Raw genomic sequence first — 18,920 nt, 5'->3', positions numbered from 1 at the left:
GCGGCGGGTCAGCCGGAGATCTCGGTGGGACGGGCGCCGGAGTCGTCGTCCACCACCGCGGTCAGGGCCAGTTTGCCGTTGAAGAACACGGTCACCGGGCGGCCCTCGGCCAGCAACGGCAGCCGGACCACGGTCCCGTCCGTCATCGCCTGCTCGATGTCGGACACCACCCGGGCCGCGTCGGCGTCGGCCAGCCCCCACGACTGGTCGCCGATGATCACTCGCTTCATCCCGCTCTCCCCTTTCACTCCCGGACCCTCTACCCCACCCTGGCGGACGGCTCGACCACCGCGCAGCGGAATGAGAAGTCCTGTGCCCGGACGGAGGAATCGCCCGCGGTGCGGCTCAGTCCGAAGTGCTCCGCCGCGGTCAGCGTCGTCCGGTACAGGCCGATGGCCTCGCCCAGCTCCCGGCGCAGGACCGCGTCGGCGGTGTCGACGAGGTCGGCGACACCGCCCCGCCACCGCAACCGGTCCGCCAGGTCGAGGCTCCCGGCCGGGGACACCCAGACCGCGATGTCCAAGGCGGACCGGGCGGTGCCCTTGAAGGCGCAGGCCGACAACGGCAGGCGTTCGCCGTCCTTGATGTCGGTGAACGTCTCGGTGTGCACGTGGAACCGGCCGTCGGTGACGACCAGGGCGTCCAGGCGCACGGCGGACCGGCGGAAGCGGCGGTTGTGGTGGACCACCAGGTCCGACAGGCGCACCGACACCTCCGACGACCGGGCGGACCTGGTCCACGGCGGCGTCGCCGGGCGGTCGTCCACCTGGAACACGGCCGTCTCCGGCGCGGGCGCGGGCGTCGGGACCAGGTCGAAGTCGATGGTGTGCACGGCGAAGCGCACCGGGCGGGCGGCCTCCGGCGCGGTCTCCCGCACGCCCGCCGTGCCGAGCTGCCCGAGGTGGCGCTCCAAGCGGGACAGACCGCCGCCGCGCACCCCCGACTGCTCCAGCACCCCGGTGTCCGTGGGTTCGGCGCTGACCAGCACCACGATGGTCTCCGGCCGGGGCTCCCCGGCGGGCACCGACGGCGGCCAGCTCACCGCGAGACCCGCCAGCGCGCCGGTGTAGTCGTTGCCGCCGAACGTGTACGACCGGCCCGCGTCCAGCCGCACCCCGCTGGGCGCGGACGGGTTGAGCACCGAGATCTTCTGGGACACCCCGATGTCCAGCAGCGACACGTACACGGTCTGGGCGCCCTCGTTGCGCACCTCCACGCAGATCGACTCGCCGGAGTGCACCACCGCGCCGGACCGGGGCAGCGGCACCGCCTCCCCGTCCACCACCCGGGCGAACCCGATGGACACCGGTGTCGGCAGCGCCAGCCACGGCTCCTCGGTCAGGCACCGCAACGCCCTCGCCTGCGCCACCCGCTTGAGGTTGGCCACCACGGCGTCCACGCCCTGCGGGACGTGCAGGGGCCCGAACGCGTCGTGGACCACCAGGCCGCCCGCCTCCGCCTCGACCCGGACCTCCGCGTCCTCGACCGCCCGCACGATCGGGACCGGCTCCACCAAGCGCGCCACCGCGGACAGGCGCGGGTCGGCACCGGCGATCCGCACCGGCAGCGCGGGCAGCGCGGCGCGCACCAGGTGCGCCCGAGCGCCCAACGGCACCGCCTTGCCGCTGGACAGCACGCCGTACGCGGCCTGGGCGTCGATCTTCTCCACCAGCACGTCGCCGAGCTTGCGGTCGTCGTCGGCCTCGGGGGAGTCGTCGGGCATCACCACGAACTCGTCCCCGGGCCGCACCCCGAACAGCGGCGCGCCCGCGATCCGGACCCGGTCGCGCACCGGGCTCACCGGGAACGTGGCCACCGGGTCGGCCTCGGCGGTGTCGAACACGACCCGGCGCGCCGGGCCCTCGGCCTCCGGCCGCTGCGCGGGCCACGCGGCGAGGACCCGCTGCCGCACCCGGTCCACGACGGTCGCCCACGACACCGCCAGGCCGCTGTCCCGCAGCTCGGCCAGCGACCGGGTGAGCGCGTCGGTGAGGTAGCCCATCCGCACGCCGTCGGCGTTGGCCGCCTCGCCGGCCAGCTGCTCCGGGCCGCACGCCGCGATCCGCACGGCGTGCGGGTTGCCGGTCGGCTCCCACAGGTCCACCGGGAGGCCCTCGCGGCGCAACGTGTCCAGGTGCGCGCGGATGAGCCTGGCAGGGACCGGGCGGGACCGGGCCTTCACGACCGGGTCGCGGTCGCGGGACATGTGGGAGGCGTGGCAGCAGTCCAGCACCACGGTGACGTTGCGGGTCCGCTCGGTCAGCCGCGCCAGCAGCACGGACAGCTCCACCGCGGTGATGCCGCGGAAGTCCTCCTCGGTGGAGGCGGCGAAGTCCGTGGGCTCGATCAGCTGGAGCACGCGGTGGCCGGGCGTGCCCCAGCCGCGGTCCGGGTCGGGGGAGTAGGCGCCGTGGCCGCTGTAGTAGACGACCACCGCGTCGTCCGGGCGGGCCTGGGCGATGAGCCGCTCGTAGGCGTCCAGGATGCCCGCGCGGCTCGCGTTCTCCCGTTCGCACCGGGTGCTCTGGAAGCCCCAGGGGGCCAGGGCGTCCGCCATCGCGGCGACGTCGTTGGCGACGCCGGTCAGGCCACCGGTCTGCGCGCCGATGAGCAGGGCCTTGCGGGCCATGGGGTCCTCCAGGGTTGAGCTAGCGGAGCAGTCCGGCGTCGCGCGCCTTCGCCAGGGCGGAGACCTTGTTGTCCACGCCGAGCTTGCGGTAGGCGTTGGACAGGTGGGTGCCGACGGTCTCCTTGGTGATCGACAGCCGGGTCCCGATCTGCCGGTTGGTGAGGCCGCCCGCGAGTTCGCGCAGGACCTCCAGTTCCCGCGTGGTGAGGTGGAACGGGACCCCGTCGCGGGGCTCGACGCGGCGGGACAGCCGGTGCGAGCGGGCGAGCCGGGTGACGGCGTCCAGCAGCGGCGCGGCGCCCAGCCGTTCGGCGATGCCGGCGGCCTCCGCGGCGGCGGCCGACGCGGCCTCGCGGTCACCGTCGCGGGCGGCGGCGGCCGCCAGCCGGGACAACGCGTAGGCCACCGGGTAGGGCCGGTCGAGGGCCCGCCACGCCCGCGCGACGGCGTCCCACTCGGCGGCGGTGTCGGCGCCGGCGGCCCGGTGGTGCTCGGCGTCGCCCTGCGCGGCCAGCACGGCGGACTCGGCGTCGTCCGCGCCGCGACCCGCCGCCCGCGCCCACTCGACCAGGTCGGGGGCCGGGGTGGCGTGGTCGGCGGCGACCCGCAGGCCGAACGCGCACAGTTGCAGCACCAGCAGGTGGTCCTCGGCGTCGGCGATGGCCTTCACGCCGTGCCGCACGGTGTCCAGCGCGGCCTCCGGGTCGCCGCGGTGGGCGGCGAGCTCGGCCAGGCACCGGTAGAGCGGGCTGAGGAAGCGCGGCTGCGCGCTGGGCTGGGTGCGGACGCTCTCCAGCAGGTGCTCGGCGTCGTCCAGGCGGCCGGTGGCCAGGTCGATCTCGGCCTTGGTGAGCCGCTGGAACGTGGTCTCGCGCGCCGGGTAGTACCGCAGCACCTCGGTGATCAGCACGTCCGCCTCGGCCCACCGGCCCAGCAGGAACAGCGTGGCGCAGGCGTTGTTGGCCAGCAGCCCGGCCTGCCGCGCGCCCAGCAGGCCCAGTTCGCGGCTCTTGTCCAGGCCCCGCTGGAAGACCTCGACGGCCTCGGCGACCCGGCCCGCGCGCTCCAGGCACACGCCCAGGTTGCCGTAGGCGCGCAGCATGTCCTCCAGGTGGTCCACCTCGGTGGCCACGCGCAGCGCCTCGCGCAGGTCGGCGATGCCCTCGGCGTGCTTGCCGAGCAGGGTGAGGGCCAGGCCGGAGCTGTTGCGGGCCCGGCCGATCTCGGCGGTCGCGCCGGCGGCCCGCGCCTCGTCCTCGGCCGCGCGGGCCAGGGCGAGCGCCCCGGTGTAGTCGCCGCGCTTGATGCCCACCGTGGACAGGGCGGCGCTCGCGCGGGCGCCGGCGGCGCTGGGCGGCACGGTGTCGAGCAGCGCGCGGGCGGCGCGGTAGGCGGCCACGGCGTCGTCGTCGAACCCGGCCTCCCACCGGTAGCTGCCCAGCCGTTCGTGCAGCTCGCCCAGCAGCGCGGGGTCGGCGGTCCCGGCGCGGGCCACGGCCTCCTCCGCCCACGCCACGGCCTGGCGGAGGTGCCCGGCCCAGCGGGCGGCGTCGGCGGCGGCGGTCAGCACCCGGACCCGCGCCGCGTCGTCGGTCCCGGGCACGCGCGACCACAGGTCCAGGGCGGACCGGTACTGGACCTCCGCCTCCGGGAACGCCCGCACCCGCACCGCGAGGTCGCCCGCCCCGATCGCCGCCCACAGCGCCTCGGGCACCCGGTCCGCCGCGGTCCAGTGGTGGGCCAGCTCGGGCAGCACGTGCGGGTTGCCGTCGACCTCCTCGGCCAGCGCCTCGGCGAGCACCGCGTGCAGCCGCCGCCGTTCGCGCGGCCGGACCGTCTCGTAGGCGGTCTCGCGCAGCAGCGCGTGCTGGAAGCTGTAGGACTCGTCCACCCGGTCCTCGACCAGCACCCGGTGGGCCAGGCACTCGGTGAGCGCGGCGTCCAGCGCGGGCTCGGCCAGCCCGGCGACGCGGGCCAGCAGCGCGTCGGACACCCGCCGCCCGGCCACCGCCGCGACCCGCACGACGGTCGCCGCGTCGGGGCCGAGCTGGGCGAGGCGGGCGAGCATGAGGTCGCCGATCGAGTCGGGGACGCGCGGGTCGGGCCCGGCGGCGACGAGCTGCTCGGTGAAGTACGGGTTGCCCTCGGACAGCGCGAAGTACCGGTCGGCGCGCTCGGGGCTGACGTCGGCGCCGGTCAGCGCGGCGACGAACGCGCGCAGCTCGCGGGTGGTGAAGGGGGCGAGGCTGATCCGGTGCGTGCGGCGGGTGAACTCGGGTTCGGCGAGGCGGGCGCGCAGCGGGTGGCCGAGCCGCAGCCCGGACCGGTAGCTGCACAGCAGCATCAGCCGCTGGTCGGTCGCGGTGAGGGCGAGGTAGGCGATGAGGTCGAGGGTCGCGGTGTCGGCCCAGTGCACGTCCTCGAAGACCAGCACGAGCGGCTGGTGCTCCCCGATGTGGTCCAACAACCGCGACACCGCGCCGAACACGCGGGTCTGCGCGCCGAGAGCGGGCGGGCCTTGGGTGAGCGGGGCGTGGTGGGGCAGGGCGTGGGCGGGCGTGGCGTGGGCGGGCGTGGCGTGGGCGGGCGGGGCGTGGTGGGGCGTGGCGTGGGCGGGAGTGGCGTGGTGGGGCGTGGCGTGGTGGGGCGCGGCGTGGGGTGGCGGCGTGGGGTGAGGGGGCGGCGTGGTGTGGGTCGGGGTGCCGGTGAAGTCCGCGATGAGGCCGGACAGCTCCGCCCACGCCGGGCCCGCCAGCCGGCGGGCCTCCGCCTCGCCGTGCTGCCGCACCAGCCGCCGCAACGCCTCGATCAGCGGCCCGTACGGGATCGCCCCGCCGGCCAGCTCCAGGCACCCGCCGGACAGCACCTCCGCGCCCGCCGCCCGCGCCGCCGCCGAGAACTCCGCCACCAGCCGGGTCTTGCCGACCCCGGCCTCGCCGTCCAGCACGACCACCGCCGGCCGGTGCTCGGCGACCTGCGCCAGGAGCCCGGTCAGCACCGCCATCTCGGTGTCGCGCCCGATGAACGACGCCATGTCACGACCGGGCCGCGGCCTTGAGCGGGCCCGGCCACGGGTAGTCCGCCGACAGCCGCTCGACCGCCCGCCCGGCCTCCGCCACCGCCCACGCCGCCCGGCACACGCACCGCAGCGCGTGCAGGTCCGCCCACTGGTCCGGGTCGGTCACCCCACCGCCGGCCAGCACCGCGTCGAACCGCCCCGCGAACCCCGCCGCCACCGCGTCCAGCACTCCGCCCAACGGCTCGTCCACGGCGAGGAACGCGCCCAACGACCGCAGCACCACCGGCAGCGCGGGGTGGTCCACCGGCGACCTGCGGGCGGCGGTCAGCAACGCGTCCGCGCCGGCCCGCCGGTCGTCGCCGCCGGGGTCCAGCCGGTGCCGCAGGTGCAGCGTGACGGCCACCAGGAACCAGTCCACCACGTCGGCGTCCTCGTCCTCGTCCACCACCGTCCCCGCCATCGCGACGGCCTCGTCCACCACGGCCACCGCCGGCGGGTCCGCGACCAGCAACCGCGCCGCCGACTCCCACACCGGCTCGGCCAACCCCAGCCGCTTGCGCAGCGACCCGCGCAGGTCCACCGGCTCGGGCTCCGGCTCGACCGGCACCGCCGTCGCCGGCGCGTCGTCCACCTCGCCGTGCACGACCGCCACCGGGTGGTCCATCGGGTCCATGTTGACCAGTTGGCCCGCGTTGGCGAAGTTGAACACGTCGGTGAACTTGAACGGCCCGTAGCCCGGCTTCTCCCCGGACGCGTACCGCTGCTGCATCTCCTGCAGCTTCGCCATGGCGGCCATCATGTTCTGGAAGTTGAACCCGCCCGGCGACCCGCCCAGGATCGCCCGCACGGCCTCGCTCATCTCCAGCGACATCTGCGCCATGTCGCGGAAGTCGTCGCTGATGAACGGCCCGTCCACGACCGCCCGGAAGCACTCGACCGCGCGGTCCACCTCGGGGACCTCGCTCTGGTTGGCCGTGGCGGTCAACATGCTGATCGTCGACTGGCCCAGCGCGACCCGGGACATGGCCCGCGTCAGGTACTGCTGGCCCAGCATCATCCGCGCGCCGGCCGCGGAGGCGGGCGGGACGCGGTCGGACTCCAGCGCCGCGGACAGGTGCTCGATCGACGCGGAGAGGTCCTTGTCGTCGGTCATGTAGGTGTTGCGGGCGCTGAGCGCGAAACCCAGCAACAGCACCACGTTCACCCGCAACGGGTCGCTCTCGCCGACGTGGCGCAGCACCTCCTCGAACGCGTCGACCGCGCCGTTGAGGTCGGCCAGGGCGGTCGGCGCGGACGGGCCCAGCTGCGAGAACCGCTGCAGCAGCGCCTGTCCCAGGCGGCTGAGCGGCTCGACGCGCGCGGTCCCGGTCAGGCCACCCGCTTCGGCGCGCAGCCGCGCGATGACGTCGTCCACCGAGGACATCCGGTCTCCCCCTCCCGACAGGTCTTCACTGACCACCATGCACGAACCCGGCCCACGCGACGACGTGCGCGTGGTCGTGGCCCGCGGTCACCGACCGCAGCCGCTCGGGCATCCCCGGCGGCGGCTCCCGGTCGGGCCGCAGCATCCACATCTGCGCCGCGCGCAACGCCTCCCACGGCGCCATCCGGTCCTGGCGCAGGTGGTGGTGGAACACGTACATCAGCGCCGAGGTCGCCTTGTCCGGGATGGCCCAGTGCGTGGACAGCACGGTCCGCACCCCGCCCGCGAGGAACGCGGTGCCCAGGCTGTAGGCCTCGTCGTAGCCGTGGATGGACCGGCCCGTGTGGCAGGCGGCCATGACCACCAGGCCGATGCGGCGCTCCGGCACGGCCCGCAGCACGCGCACGATCTCGTCGGTGCCCAGCTCGCCGGGCGTGCCACCGGGCTCGTCGGGCGCGAGCAGCAGCGCGGCGGTCACCTTGCCGTCCTTGGTGGTGTAGGAGCCGTGGCAGGCCAGGTGCAGCGTGCCGCCCGCGTGCGGCGCGGTGTCGGCGAGCCACTCCCGGACCTCCGCGGCGGTGCCCCGGCCGGACGGGCTGGTCGAGCCGTCCGGCCGCCGCCCGACGTACCGCGCGCTGCGGTAGAACGCCTGCCGCACCGCGTGGGCCTCCTCGCGGGCGGCGTGCAGGGGGACGGCCGCGCCCTCGGTGTCCGGGTCGCCCACGACCAGGCCGGTCGAGCCGGGCTTCACCGGCCGCCGGGCGGCGTTGTCGCAGAACAGCCGGGCGGAGACGGCCTGCGAGAACGCGGCCAGCTCCACGGCGTACGTGCCGTCGGGCCGCCGCGCGGCCTGCCAGGGGACGCGCGCGAGGTCGCCCATCGGGATCAGCACGATCCGCGGCACCCGCCCGGCGGCGGTCCGCGCGAAGTACCGCTCCAGCAACGGCCCCATCGCCGCGCGCCACGCCCACCCGCACAACGCGTCGACGCTGTCGCCGAACGACGGCCCGCCCTCGGCCGCGATCTCCCGCGCGAGCCCCTCGACGGTCCCGGGCTCGGTCTCGGTCCCGGTCTCCAGGGTCGGCATCGAGCGGTTCGGTTCGCCCGCGCGGGACCGGTGGGCCAGGGCCGTCAGGTAGCGCTCGATGTCCGCGTCGCCCTCGACCACCAGGTGCTGCAACGCCATGTACGCCGGCGGCCCCTCGCGCGGCGCGATCACCGCCGCCCCGGGCGCGATGCCGCTGCCCGGCACCAGGTACACCAGCGCGTCCGCCCCGGAGTCCGCCAGCGCGCGCCGGATGTCGGCCAGGCTGGGCGGGTCGAGCAGGTTGCGGGTGGCGCCGGCGTCCACCAGCGCGGCCACCACCTCGCGCCGCAACCCCTCGGAGTCCCGGCCCTCGTGCGCCCACCGGTTCGCCAGGTCGGCCCGACCCGCCGCGACCAGCTTCTCGCGCACGTCCCGCAGCTCCACCTCGGCGAACAGCATCAGGCCGCGGCAGGTGTCCAACGCGCGCAGGGCGTCGGCGATGTTGTTGGCGCGCAGACAGGTCCGGGCCAGCTCGACCGCGTCGTGCACGGCGTCCTTGATGGCCAGCCGGGCGTCCGCCGGGTCGGGCTCCAACAGCGCCCGCCACGCGTAGCTGCGTTGCGCCGCCAGCCCGAACTCGCCCGACGCCGCCAGGTCGCCCAGCCGCTGCCGGATGTTCGCGAGCAACCCGTTGGCCATCGACCACTGCCGGTGCCGCGGCCCGCCGAACAGCTCCAGCGCCCGGGTCAGGAGCTCCTCGGCCTCGTCCAGCCCGTCGGTGGTGCCCGCGACCTCCGACCGCCGGTACAGCGCCACGGCCAGCCCCGTCAGCGCGAACTCGTACTGCGCGTGGTCGCGGCCCATCGCCAGCGCCGCGCGGTACTGGTCCACGGCCGCGTCCACGCGGGCCAGGTCGGTCTCCTCGCCGCCCCGCATCAGCGCGGACGCCGCGAGCAGCCGGGCCTTGACCCGCTCGGCGAGCGGGGCGTCGTCGTCGGCCAGCGACCGCGCGATGTCGTCGGCGGTGGCCACCGGGTCGTCGCCGGCGGGCGCCTGGCCCCGCAACGACGACATCAGCACGTCCAGCTCGGCGGACGTCTGCGCGAGCACCTCGTGGATCCCGGTGTCGGCGGGCAGGTCGGCGCCGACGCGCTGCATCTCGCGGAACGCCGCCATGACCTCGTCCAGGTCGCCGGACTGCTGGGCCGTCATGGCCCGTTGGGCGACCTCCATGAACGAGCGCATGCCGCGCACGCCCGGGTCGTCGCCGAGCTTGTCGAACTGGGGCCCCAGCGAGTCGAGCATCTGCGCCATGGCCCGCGCGTCGCCCTCGTGCCCGGCGGCCACCGTGCCGATGACCCGCTTGGCCGACTCCACCAGCAACTTGACCCTGGGCACGTCCCACATGGCCTCGGCCAGCTCGGCGAGTTCCCGTTCGGCGGCGGGCAGGTCGATCGGTGTGCCGTGGACGGCGGAGTGCATGTAGTGCTGGGCACGGACAGACGCGCGCACCTGCGGCCACACCACCAGCGTCGCCGGCACGTGCTCCACCAGTTCCAGGAGGTCGTTGAGGTGACCGCCCACCTGAGCCGGGGCCGCGCCGCCGCCCTTGGTGAGCGCGAGGAGCGCGGTGACCGCGAGCCGGCTGCGTTCCGGGTGGTCCGCGGGCAGCGTCGCCAGGTCGGCGACCAGCGTCACCACCTCCGCCGGCCCGACGCCGCCGGCCGCCGCCCGGTCCACGGTCGCCCGGCACCGCGCGAGGACGTCCTCGATCCCCATCCAGCCCCTCCTCGTCACGCCGTCCCGCCCCTTTCTGACGGACGGCTCAGCCGCGGGTTCCCAGCACCGCGAGGACCCGTTCGACGGCGGGCCCGGACGGCGCCGCGTCGGGGCCGAAGACCGCGGTCACCACGTCCACCACCGCGCGCCGCGGGTTCTCGCCGCGGGCGAGGCGGTCCTCGATGGAGTCCACGGCGAGCCCCGCCAACTCCACCAGCAGCCCGTCGGTCTCCGCGACCACCGGCAGGGGGACCTCGCCGGGCGGCAACGGCAGCGCGGCGTGCGGCTTGCGCCCCAGCGGACGCTCCACGTAGGCCTCGAACCAGGCCGGCCGGGCGCGCATCGCGCCCAGCACGGTGTCCAGGTCGCGCAGCACCGCCCGGTGCTCGGCCTCCCACCCGTCGCCGGCCGCGCGGCGCTCCGCCCAGCGCTCGGTGGGCCACACCCGCGGCCCGGCGGCCGCGTCGTTGCCGACGAACTCCAGCACCTCCACGGCCAACGCGGTCAGCGCCGGGTCCTCGCCCAGCCGGGCGGCCAGCCACCGGGGCACCCGGGGCCGCTGCAACGCGCCGCGCTCGCCCCGCCGGCGGCGGTAGCCGTTGACGGTCGCGAGCGTGAGCCGCCGGCTCACCCAGCCCTCCAGGTTGTGGACGGGGACGCGGGCGTTGCGGAACACGTCCTCGATCACCGCGTCCATGTCGTCGTGGAACCGGTCCAGGCAGGCGTCCTCCAGCCGGGACACCGCGACCGCGCACGACCGGTGGCCGCGGTTGAGCTCCAGCCGGCGGGTCAACTGGTGGAACACCACCGGCTGCACGACCTCGTAGGTGGCGGCCCGCAGCCGCCGCCGCGCCTCCCCGGTCACGGTGCCCGCAAAAGCGGCCAACTCGCCGCTGCGGGCCATTTCCCGAACGTCCATCGCGCCACCCCCGTGCACATCGGAATTGGATGTGCCCGAAGCTATGAGCGCGCATGGGATAAAGCCTATGAACCGACTCGGATCTCATTGGTAGTAACTAGGAAAAATGACCTGAACCGGCCGTCTCAACCGCTTTGACCCGGTGATCTCAACCGCCAGGTGGCACTCTCGACCGGCAGCCCGCTCGCCCGCAACCCGCGCTCCAACGCGGCCAAACCGCCTTGTCGGGGCGTCCCGATCAGCCAGATCCCGCTGCCGTCGGCCCGCACCTGGATCGGCGCGCGCTCGGGCTCGTGGTCCACGTGTTCCGCGTACCGGCGGCGGCCCAGGTCCGTCAGCGGGACCATCCGCTGGTTCGCCGACCCGCGCCAGATCAACGCCGTCGGCCGGGTGATGTCGAAACGCCCGGTCACCAGCACGTCGGCGAATTCGACCGCGTTCCGGCGCCGCTCGTCGAGTTCCGATTCCTCGTACCCGGTGTAGACGAGGATGTCCGCGGCGCCGCGTTCGGCGTGCACCCCGGCGAGGAACTCGCGCAGGGCGTCGGGCTGTTGCAGCGGTTCCCCGCCGCTCACCGTCAGGCCGTCCGCGCCCCGCCCGGCCGCCTCCCGCCACAGCGCGACCAGGTCCGCGACCGGGACGTCCACGCCACCGCCCGGACTCCACGTGTCCTGCGACATGCACCCCTTGCACGCCAGCGAACACCCCTGCACCCACACGCCCAGCCGCGTCCCCGGACCCAACGCCGTGACGGGGAAGTGCGTCCGGCTGACCCGCAGCACGCTCACGGCGCACCCGCCGGGCGCAGGCCGCGCCGGTGCTGCACGGCGTCGGTGAAGGCCGGGTCCCCGACCGCCTGCGCCAACGCCGCGAAGTACGCCTCCTCCGCCGCCGCGTACGCCGCCCGCACGGCCTGGACCAGCGCCTCCGGCCCTCCGTCCTCGACGTGCTCGGGGTTGAGCCGGTCCACCAGCGCCCGCCGCGCGGCCTCCGCCCGGTCGCGCCGCCGCCGGTGCCGGGCGTAGGCCTCCTGGAACGGGTGCCGCCGGGACAGGCCGAGCATGAACGCCATCGCCCCGGCCACCACCAGCCCGCCGACGAACATCAGCACCAACGTGGTGGACGTGAGGTTCAGCGGCGCCAACCGCTCCCGGTTCAGCTCCAGCACGCCACCGCACAGCACGCCCAGCACCCCCACCACCAACGCCCAGAACACGCCGGTCACCAGCACGACGGCGGTCAGCCGCCGCTCGGTGCCGGTGGCCTGCCGCGCCCGCACCAGCAGCGCGGCGACGTGCGGCGCGGCCACCAGGAACACCGCCATCGACCCGCACACCGCCCAGATCGCGCCGGTCTCCACGCGGCCCGCCAGGAAGTGCCGGAACACCAGGTAGTGCACCGGGACCTGCGCGACCACCAGCCCGAGCAGGACCACCAGCCGCCACACCGGGGGCAGCGCGACGGTCTCGCCCTCCCACACCGGGTCGTCGTCGGCGACGTCCTCCGCCGGGGTCTCGCCGGCGCTCACCCGCCGGGCGGCGTCGGCGGCGAGCCGGTCCATCTGGGACCGCGCGGCCACCATCAACCGGTTCGCCTCGTCGGCCCGCGCCCGCAGGTGCGACGTCCGCTCGCGGGCCAGGGCGTGCCGCTCCAGCGCCGAGTGCACGGCCGCGTCGCACAGCCGCCGCAGGCCCTTCACGTACTCGGGGTCGAACGCCTCCGACGGCCCGTCGTCGGGACCGCCGAACGACCAGCCGTCCCGGACGTGCCGCCGCGCGTCGGCGGCGCCCTGGGCCTCGGCCTGGGCGATCAGCAGGGCGGCGGGCGTGCGGGGTTCCACGACCGGCCGGGGGAGTTCCGGGTCGACCGGCGTGCGGGCCCGCAGCCACGTGGACAGGACGCTCACCGCGGTCCTCCCGTCGTGCGGTCGTACAGGGTGACCGCGCCCTCGGCGTGCCGCGCCAGCCGGACGGTGTCGCCGGACAACAGCGTCCGGCCGACCGACTCGGGCAGTTCGACGCCGTTGAGGAACGTCCCGTTGGGCGTGGGCAGCGGCTCGATCCACGCCCGCCCGTCGGGGTCCACGCCGACCACGGCGTGCCGGCGCGACACGTTGGGGAACCCGCGGAACGCCCGCCCGTGCGGGCCGAGCCGCCCCAGCTCGGCGCGCTCGCCCGGGTCCAGCTCCACCTCGCCGTCGCGGAACCGGACGTGCAGCGCGGGCGGGGTCAGCGCGCGGCGGCAGTCCGGGCGCAGGCACGACCGGTTGTCCGGGTGCGGCGAGGGCGTCCCGCAGTGCCAGCACGCGTCCAGCGACCACGGCTCGCGCGGCTCGGCCCCGGCCGGGGCCGCGACGACCGGCTCGGGCTCGTCCGCGACCACCACCAGCGGCCGGATGTGCACCCGGCACAGCGTTTCCGCGTCCTCGAACACCTCGTCCGGGTCGACCGGGCACCGCTTGGTCACGGCGCACCGACCCGGGCGGACAGCTCCGGTCCCCGGTCCCCGGTGCGCAGCCCGGTGACCTCGACCCGCGCGCCGGGCTGGACGTCCTGGTCGAACAGCACCCGCGCCAGCGGGTTGACCAGGTTGCTCTCCAGCAGGTTGCCGATGCCGCGGCCCCCGTTCTCCGGGTCGGCGGTGCACGCGGCGGCCAGCTGCGCGCGGGCGGCGTCGGTGAACTCCAGCCGCAGCCCCAGTTCCGAGTGGACGCGGGCGGCGATGTTGTCCAGCTGCGCGGCGAAGATCCCGGCGGCGGTCTCCGGGCCGATGAAGTCGAACACCACGATGTTGTCGCCGAACCGGTTGAGCAGCTCGGGCCGGGCCAGCCTGGTGGTGAAGTGGTCGCGGATGGCCGCCTTGACCGTCGCCTCCAGCCGCGCGTACGGCATGCCGGGGTCCACGATCCGCCGCCGCGCGCCGGTCTCCGGGTCGGTGACGATGATGCCCAGGTTGGACGTGAAGATCAGGACGCACTCGGAGAAGTGCGTGGTGACGCCCTGCCCGTCGGTGAGCCGGCCGTCCTCCAGGATCTGCAGGAACTTGTCCAGCACCAGCGGGTGCGCCTTCTCGATCTCGTCGAACAGCACCACCTGGAACGGCCGGCGGCGCACCGCGCCGGTCAGCTCGCCGCCCGCCTCGAACCCGACGTACCCGGGCGGCGCGCCGATGAGCCGGTCGGCGGCCTGCTCGGCGGCGAACTCGCTCATGTCGAACCGCAGGTAGGCCCCGGCGTCGCCGAACAGCACCTCGGCGACCTGCTTGGCCAGTTCGGTCTTGCCGACGCCGGTGGGCCCGGCGAAGAACAGCACGCCACGCGGCCGGGACCCGGGCGTGCTCGCCTGCGCGCCGGACAGGCCCAGCGCGGCGCGCTTGAGGATGTCCAGGGTCTTGGCCACCGCCCGCTCCTGGCCCTTGATCCGGGTGGCGATCACGGCCTCGCCCTTGGTGATCTGCGCCCGGACGCTGCCGCGCCGCCACAGGTTGTCGTCCACGCCGAGCTTGTAGACGCGGGTGGCGTCGGCGATCCGGTCCAGGCCCAGCCCGCGGTCGCGGGCCAGGCGGGCGATGCGCAGCATGGACTCCAGGGTCAGGCCGTCGGTGCGGTTGGCGAACTCCTCGGCCGGGTCCACCCGGGTCGGCCCGTCCACCGCGGCCGGCGGGAAGACGGGGACCAGGAGCCGGGCCATGTCCAGCCGGTTGTCCAGGGTGGGCAGGCCGACGGCGACCGTGCGCACCGGCTCGACGCCCGCGGTGAGCCAGGCGGGCAGGTCGCGTTCGCCCTCGACCAGCCAGAGCACCGGGTTGTGCAGCTCCGCCGGGCGGTCGCCGTCGAACGACAGCGGCTGGGCGGTGAGGGCGAGCTTCTGGCAGTACAGGAAGAAGCCCAGCTCGTTCGGGTCGAGCTGGCCGGGCACGCGGGTCAGCCGCGAGGCGTGGTCGACGACCACGGCGACCCGGGCGGCGGGCCTGGTGGCCGGGGGCCGGCGCGCCCAGGCCCCCTCGCCCTCCGGCTGGTGCGCGCCGCCGCTTTCCGCCGCCGGCCGGAACGTGCGGGAGCCGTCGCTCTCCGCCGGCCGGTGCGTGCGCGAGCCGTCGCTCTCCGCCGGCGGCTGCTCGGGCACGCCGACCGCCTTGGCGAGGTGGACGCGCAGGCGGTCCAGCGACGGCCGCCGCCCGACCACGCCGCCGCCCAGGACCCGTTCGACGGCCTGGCGCGCGGCGGGTTCGTCGGGGAACACGCCGACGCCGTCCACCTGGTCGTAGGTGATCAGCGCCTCGAACCCCAAGGGGCGCAACGCCCGCCACAGCAGGGGCAGCAGCGTGACGATCTCCGGGTGCCCGCCGGGCGGGGTCACCAGGAACTGGTCGCGCAGGTTGCCGTGCAGGACGTACTGGGCGTGCACGGCGAGCGTCCCGGCGACCTCGTTGACGAACGCGGGGAACTCGGGCAGGAAGCGGCCGGAGCGCGGGGCGGTGTCCCGGGTCATCGCCGCTCCCGCCGCTGGGCGGTCGTGGCCGTGCCGGACCGGTCGTCGGCCGCCGCGCGGACCTCCGGCGCGGCCGTGCGGTCCACCGCGGCCCGGGCCTCGGGCATCAGCGCGGCCACGGCCGCCAGGTCGTCGGCGAAGGTGTCGCAGCGCTCCAGGTCGGTGATCCGGGCGTCGTCGCCGCCGGCGGCGACCTCGCGGACGACCCGACCGTGGACGGTGGCGTGCGCGTCCACCCACACGTCGGCGGTGTGCTCGCCGGACCAGTCCGCGCGGGCCAGCCGCAGGCCGCCCGCGTCGAAGGTGTCCTCGACCCGGTAGCCCAGGTCGGTGAGGTGGTGCTTGACCAGTTCGCACACGAAGAACCGCTGGGCGGTCTCCTCGGCCCACTCCAGCAGCCGCGCGGCCTCGGCGCGCAGCCGCGCGGTCAGGTCGTGCGTCCCGGCGACGACCGCGCGCAACCGGTCGGCGGTCTCGGCGAGGTCGGGCGGCGGCTGGGCGCCGGCCAACGCCTCGGTCAGCGGGCCGTCCTCCAGCACCTGCACCCAGCTCGCGGCCAGCCGGCGGCGGGCGGCGCGCGGGTTGATCTCGGCGGTGATCCGGCGGCGCAGCGCGGCCAGGTAGACGTGCTTCTCCTCGGGGTGCGCGGTGACCAGGGCGGCGGCGGTCAGCGCGGCGGTCCGTTCGTCGGTGGTCGCGTCCGGGTCGAGCAGGGCCAGGACCCGTTCCACCTCGCCGGGGGAGACCGGTTCGGGTGCGGCGGCGACGGCCGTGGCGTACCGGCGGCGCACCGCTTCGCGGTGGCTCGCGAGCGCGTCGGCCATCGTCGTGTCCACTGTGGACTTGCCGATCGCGAGCGCGGGCGCGGGGACCTGCGCGTCCAGCGCTTCCTGGGCGCGGGCCAGGTCCACTTGGGCCTGGCGGACCCAGCGGGCCAGCTCGGCGGGGTCGCGACCGGCGGTCAGCGTGAGCGGGGCGGGGACGGCGACGGTCGCGCCGGCGGTCGCGGCCCGGTCGCGCAGCAGGCGGATGCGGGCGTTGACGGCCACGACGTCGGCGGCGGCCACCTCCCAGCGGCGGGCGTCGGCCGCCGCGGCCTCCAGCCCCGCGACCTCCGCCTCCAGCCGCGCGCCGTGCTCGCCGAGGGCGCGCACCGACCCCTCGATGGCGGCGTTGGCGGCCCGCGCCAGCAGCACGGCCCCCGCGCCCACCGCCACCGCGCCGGCCACCACGACCGCCCCCGCCGCCACGACGGGCAACGCGACCGGCGCGAGGACGATCCCACCTGAACTCATCGCTTCCTCCCTCGCCGACTACTGACGGACCAACCCGCGCCCGCCCGGGCGCGCCTTCGCCCGAGCCGCACCCCGGCACCGAGCCGCACCCCGGTGCCGAGCCGCACCCCGGCACCGCGGCTCACCCCGGCACCGCGGCGATCTCGCGCTCCCGCCGGTCCTGCGCCCGCCACGCCAGGTGCCGCCCGACCGCCCACGCCACCGTCACCGCCGCCACCGCGCACGGCACCACCACCGGGGACACCACGGTCACCACGCCCAGCCCCACCAGGCACGCCAACACCACCGGCACCGCGACCCGCCGCGCGAGCAGGTTCCGCGCCACCCGCCCCAGCACGATCGCCCCGGCGCCCGGCAACGAGTACGCCGGGTGGAACCGGCCGCCCGCGGACCACGCCAGCAGCGACTCCGCCGTCAGCACCACCGCCAACGCCGCCACCACCGCGAACCACGCGTCGAACACCTGCGCGTCGGTCGCCACCCCGGCCGCGTCGCTCAGCCCGACCAGCGCGAACAACGCCACCGCGACCACCGCCACGCCGGTCACCGCGTACCCGAGCGCCTGCGGCCGGTTCTGCCGCCGCGACCACTCCCGCTGCCGCTCGGTGCGCCGCAGCCACGCCTCGTGCGCCCGGCGGGCCCGCTCCTCGGCCTCGACCCGCGCCGCCTCCCGCGTCGCGTGCGGGACGAGCGCGAACGCGAGCCACTGGTACTCGGTGCGCGCCACCAGGTCGGAGAACCAGGGCAGTCGCAGCGCCCGGTCCTGCTCGTCCAACGTCCGGCGCAGCTCCAACCGGTGCGCGCCGGTCGCGGTGGCGGCCAACAACGCCAACGACAGCGCGTGAGCCCGGTCCTGGCGCAAGATCCGCTGCGCCTCCTCGCGCGCGCCCGGGTCCGGCAACGACGCCGCCAACGTCCGCAGCCGGCCCTCCTCGCGGCGCCACCGCTCCCGCACGCCGGTCAACCCGTCGCCGCCGCCCGCGCCCGAGCCCGGCCGCCCGGTGGCCAGCAGCGGCAGCAGGTCCGCCCGCCACAGGTCGGTCACCACCTCGCCCGCCGCGCCCACGCCCCGCACGCCCTCGTCGGCCAGCTCGGGCAGCCGCGCCGGGGTGATGTTCCAGCCCCGGTACCACGGCGGGTGGGCCGGGTCGACGGCGCGCAACTCGTGCAGCAGCTTGACGTCCCGGGTCTCCCGGCGGCTCGCCCGCCGGCGCGGCGGCAACCCCGGGAACCGCTCCAGCCACCGGTGCAGCCGGCGCAGCGGCCCGGGGTCCTCGTCGAACAGCCACGCCCGCGCGGCGCCCCAGTTCTCGGTCATGGTGGCGGCCAGCAGGTCCCGCGCCCGGTACTCCGCGCCCAGGAACACGTACGGCTCGGTGGCCTCCTCCTCGCCCACCGCGGGCAGCGCCGCGACCGGCGGCGACCCGCCGCGCAGCCACTCGCCGACCTGCTCGGCGCCCCACCGGTCCTCCGGCGCCATCGCCAGCAGGCCCGAGCACAGCAGCCGCACCCGCTCGTCCGGCACGTCCACCCGGATCGGCCGGGTGCCGATGCGCGACCGCAGCAGCGGCACGTCGTCGATGCCCTCGAACAGCCGTCGCCCGGTCGCCAGTTCCAGCACGGTGACGCCCAGGGACCACCAGTCGAACGCGGGCAGGACCCGCCCGCCGCTGATGAACTCCGGCGGCACGTACGGCACGGTGCCGACCTCGTTGGTCGCCGTGAACGCCTCGCCGTCGGGCAGGTGGCGGCTGATGCCCAGGTCGGCGATCACCACCTCCAACGGGCCCAGCGCGCGGACCAGCAGGTTGGCGGGCTTGACGTCCCGGTGCACCACGCCCGCCCGGTGCAGCGCGTCGAGGCCCTCGGCGAGCTGCCGCACCACCTCGACCAGCACCGCGCCGTCCACACCGGACGGTTGCCGCCGCCGCCACTCGGCCAGCGTGCCGCCGGCGAGGTGCTCCATGACCTCGTACCAGCGGCCCTCCTCCTCGCCGACCTCGTGCACCGCCACGACGTGCCGGCTCGGGCGGGCGTGCACCAGCAGGTCCACGACCCGGTCGTCCAGCCGCCAGCCGGGCCGGTGCGCCTTGAGCACCACCTGCTCGTCGGTGTCGCGGACCCGGACCAGGTAGACGTCGCCCTGCCGCCCGGACCCGGTGAGGTCACGCACCACCTCGAACCGCTCGGCCAACCGGGCGGGCAGCACGCGCGCCCACCCGGTGCCGATGGGCGTGCGGCCCGGGTCGAGGACGGTGTCGGGCTCGTCGTCGTGCCGCACCCGGCCGGGGTCGAGCGCGGTGGGCAGGTCGGCGGGCGCGGTCACGCGGCGGTCCGGG

Annotated in this window: 12 protein-coding genes; all 12 read right to left on the bottom strand. The window is 76.1% G+C overall.

Going from position 1 to position 18,920, the window contains the following annotated elements; translation table 11 throughout:
• Positions 1 to 8: 8 nt before the first annotated feature.
• Complete coding sequence (locus AB0A74_RS04135) at positions 9 to 230, bottom strand: hypothetical protein (RefSeq protein ID WP_358247409.1); 222 nt, start codon at positions 228 to 230, stop codon at positions 9 to 11.
• Positions 231 to 259: 29 nt separating this feature from the next.
• Positions 260 to 2,629, bottom strand: coding sequence for a caspase family protein (locus AB0A74_RS04130; protein WP_358247408.1), 2,370 nt, complete (start codon positions 2,627 to 2,629; stop codon positions 260 to 262).
• 19 nt (positions 2,630 to 2,648) lie between these two features.
• A complete protein-coding gene (locus AB0A74_RS04125) occupies positions 2,649 to 5,663 on the bottom strand; it encodes an AAA family ATPase (protein WP_358247407.1) in 3,015 nt (1,004 codons plus the stop codon).
• 1 nt (position 5,664) lies between these two features.
• Positions 5,665 to 7,071, bottom strand: coding sequence for a hypothetical protein (locus tag AB0A74_RS04120; protein ID WP_358247406.1), 1,407 nt, complete (start codon positions 7,069 to 7,071; stop codon positions 5,665 to 5,667).
• Between the two features lie 25 nt (positions 7,072 to 7,096).
• Positions 7,097 to 9,877, bottom strand: a complete 2,781-nt coding sequence (locus tag AB0A74_RS04115) for a CHAT domain-containing protein (protein ID WP_358247405.1) — start codon at positions 9,875 to 9,877, stop codon at positions 7,097 to 7,099.
• A 46-nt stretch (positions 9,878 to 9,923) separates the two neighbouring features.
• Entirely contained in the window at positions 9,924 to 10,796 is an 873-nt protein-coding gene (locus AB0A74_RS04110; protein WP_358247404.1) for a hypothetical protein, read from the bottom strand.
• A gap of 125 nt (positions 10,797 to 10,921) precedes the next feature.
• Positions 10,922 to 11,584 carry a 4Fe-4S single cluster domain-containing protein gene (locus AB0A74_RS04105; RefSeq protein WP_358247403.1) on the bottom strand — a complete coding sequence of 221 codons (663 nt, stop codon included), beginning with the start codon at positions 11,582 to 11,584 and terminating at the stop codon, positions 10,922 to 10,924.
• Entirely contained in the window at positions 11,581 to 12,702 is a 1,122-nt protein-coding gene (locus tag AB0A74_RS04100) for a hypothetical protein (RefSeq protein ID WP_358247402.1), read from the bottom strand. The genes AB0A74_RS04105 and AB0A74_RS04100 overlap by 4 nt, the downstream gene beginning before the upstream one ends.
• Complete coding sequence (locus tag AB0A74_RS04095; protein ID WP_358247401.1) at positions 12,699 to 13,262, bottom strand: FHA domain-containing protein; 564 nt, start codon at positions 13,260 to 13,262, stop codon at positions 12,699 to 12,701. Before AB0A74_RS04095 ends, AB0A74_RS04100 begins: the two co-directional genes overlap by 4 nt.
• Complete coding sequence (locus AB0A74_RS04090; RefSeq protein WP_358247400.1) at positions 13,259 to 15,286, bottom strand: AAA family ATPase; 2,028 nt, start codon at positions 15,284 to 15,286, stop codon at positions 13,259 to 13,261. Before AB0A74_RS04090 ends, AB0A74_RS04095 begins: the two co-directional genes overlap by 4 nt.
• Complete coding sequence (locus AB0A74_RS04085) at positions 15,283 to 16,581, bottom strand: hypothetical protein (RefSeq protein ID WP_358247399.1); 1,299 nt, start codon at positions 16,579 to 16,581, stop codon at positions 15,283 to 15,285. Before AB0A74_RS04085 ends, AB0A74_RS04090 begins: the two co-directional genes overlap by 4 nt.
• 121 nt (positions 16,582 to 16,702) lie before the next feature.
• Positions 16,703 to 18,907 carry a serine/threonine-protein kinase gene (locus AB0A74_RS04080; protein ID WP_358247398.1) on the bottom strand — a complete coding sequence of 735 codons (2,205 nt, stop codon included), beginning with the start codon at positions 18,905 to 18,907 and terminating at the stop codon, positions 16,703 to 16,705.
• Positions 18,908 to 18,920: the final 13 nt, after the last annotated feature.

Source organism: Saccharothrix sp. NPDC042600 (assembly GCF_040647305.1).
GTDB lineage: Bacteria > Actinomycetota > Actinomycetes > Mycobacteriales > Pseudonocardiaceae > Actinosynnema > Actinosynnema mutabilis.
The sequence above is the reverse complement of the archived record's forward strand: the minus strand, read 5'-3'. Positions and strand labels throughout refer to the sequence as shown.

Coding starts and splice junctions, on each gene's coding strand:
- AB0A74_RS04135 (WP_358247409.1), bottom strand. CDS start 230: ATGAAGCGAGTGATCATCGGCGACCAGTCGTGGGGGCTGGCCGACGCC.
- AB0A74_RS04130 (WP_358247408.1), bottom strand. CDS start 2,629: ATGGCCCGCAAGGCCCTGCTCATCGGCGCGCAGACCGGTGGCCTGACC.
- AB0A74_RS04125 (WP_358247407.1), bottom strand. CDS start 5,663: ATGGCGTCGTTCATCGGGCGCGACACCGAGATGGCGGTGCTGACCGGG.
- AB0A74_RS04120 (WP_358247406.1), bottom strand. CDS start 7,071: ATGTCCTCGGTGGACGACGTCATCGCGCGGCTGCGCGCCGAAGCGGGT.
- AB0A74_RS04115 (WP_358247405.1), bottom strand. CDS start 9,877: ATGGGGATCGAGGACGTCCTCGCGCGGTGCCGGGCGACCGTGGACCGG.
- AB0A74_RS04110 (WP_358247404.1), bottom strand. CDS start 10,796: ATGGACGTTCGGGAAATGGCCCGCAGCGGCGAGTTGGCCGCTTTTGCG.
- AB0A74_RS04090 (WP_358247400.1), bottom strand. CDS start 15,286: ATGACCCGGGACACCGCCCCGCGCTCCGGCCGCTTCCTGCCCGAGTTC.
- AB0A74_RS04085 (WP_358247399.1), bottom strand. CDS start 16,581: ATGAGTTCAGGTGGGATCGTCCTCGCGCCGGTCGCGTTGCCCGTCGTG.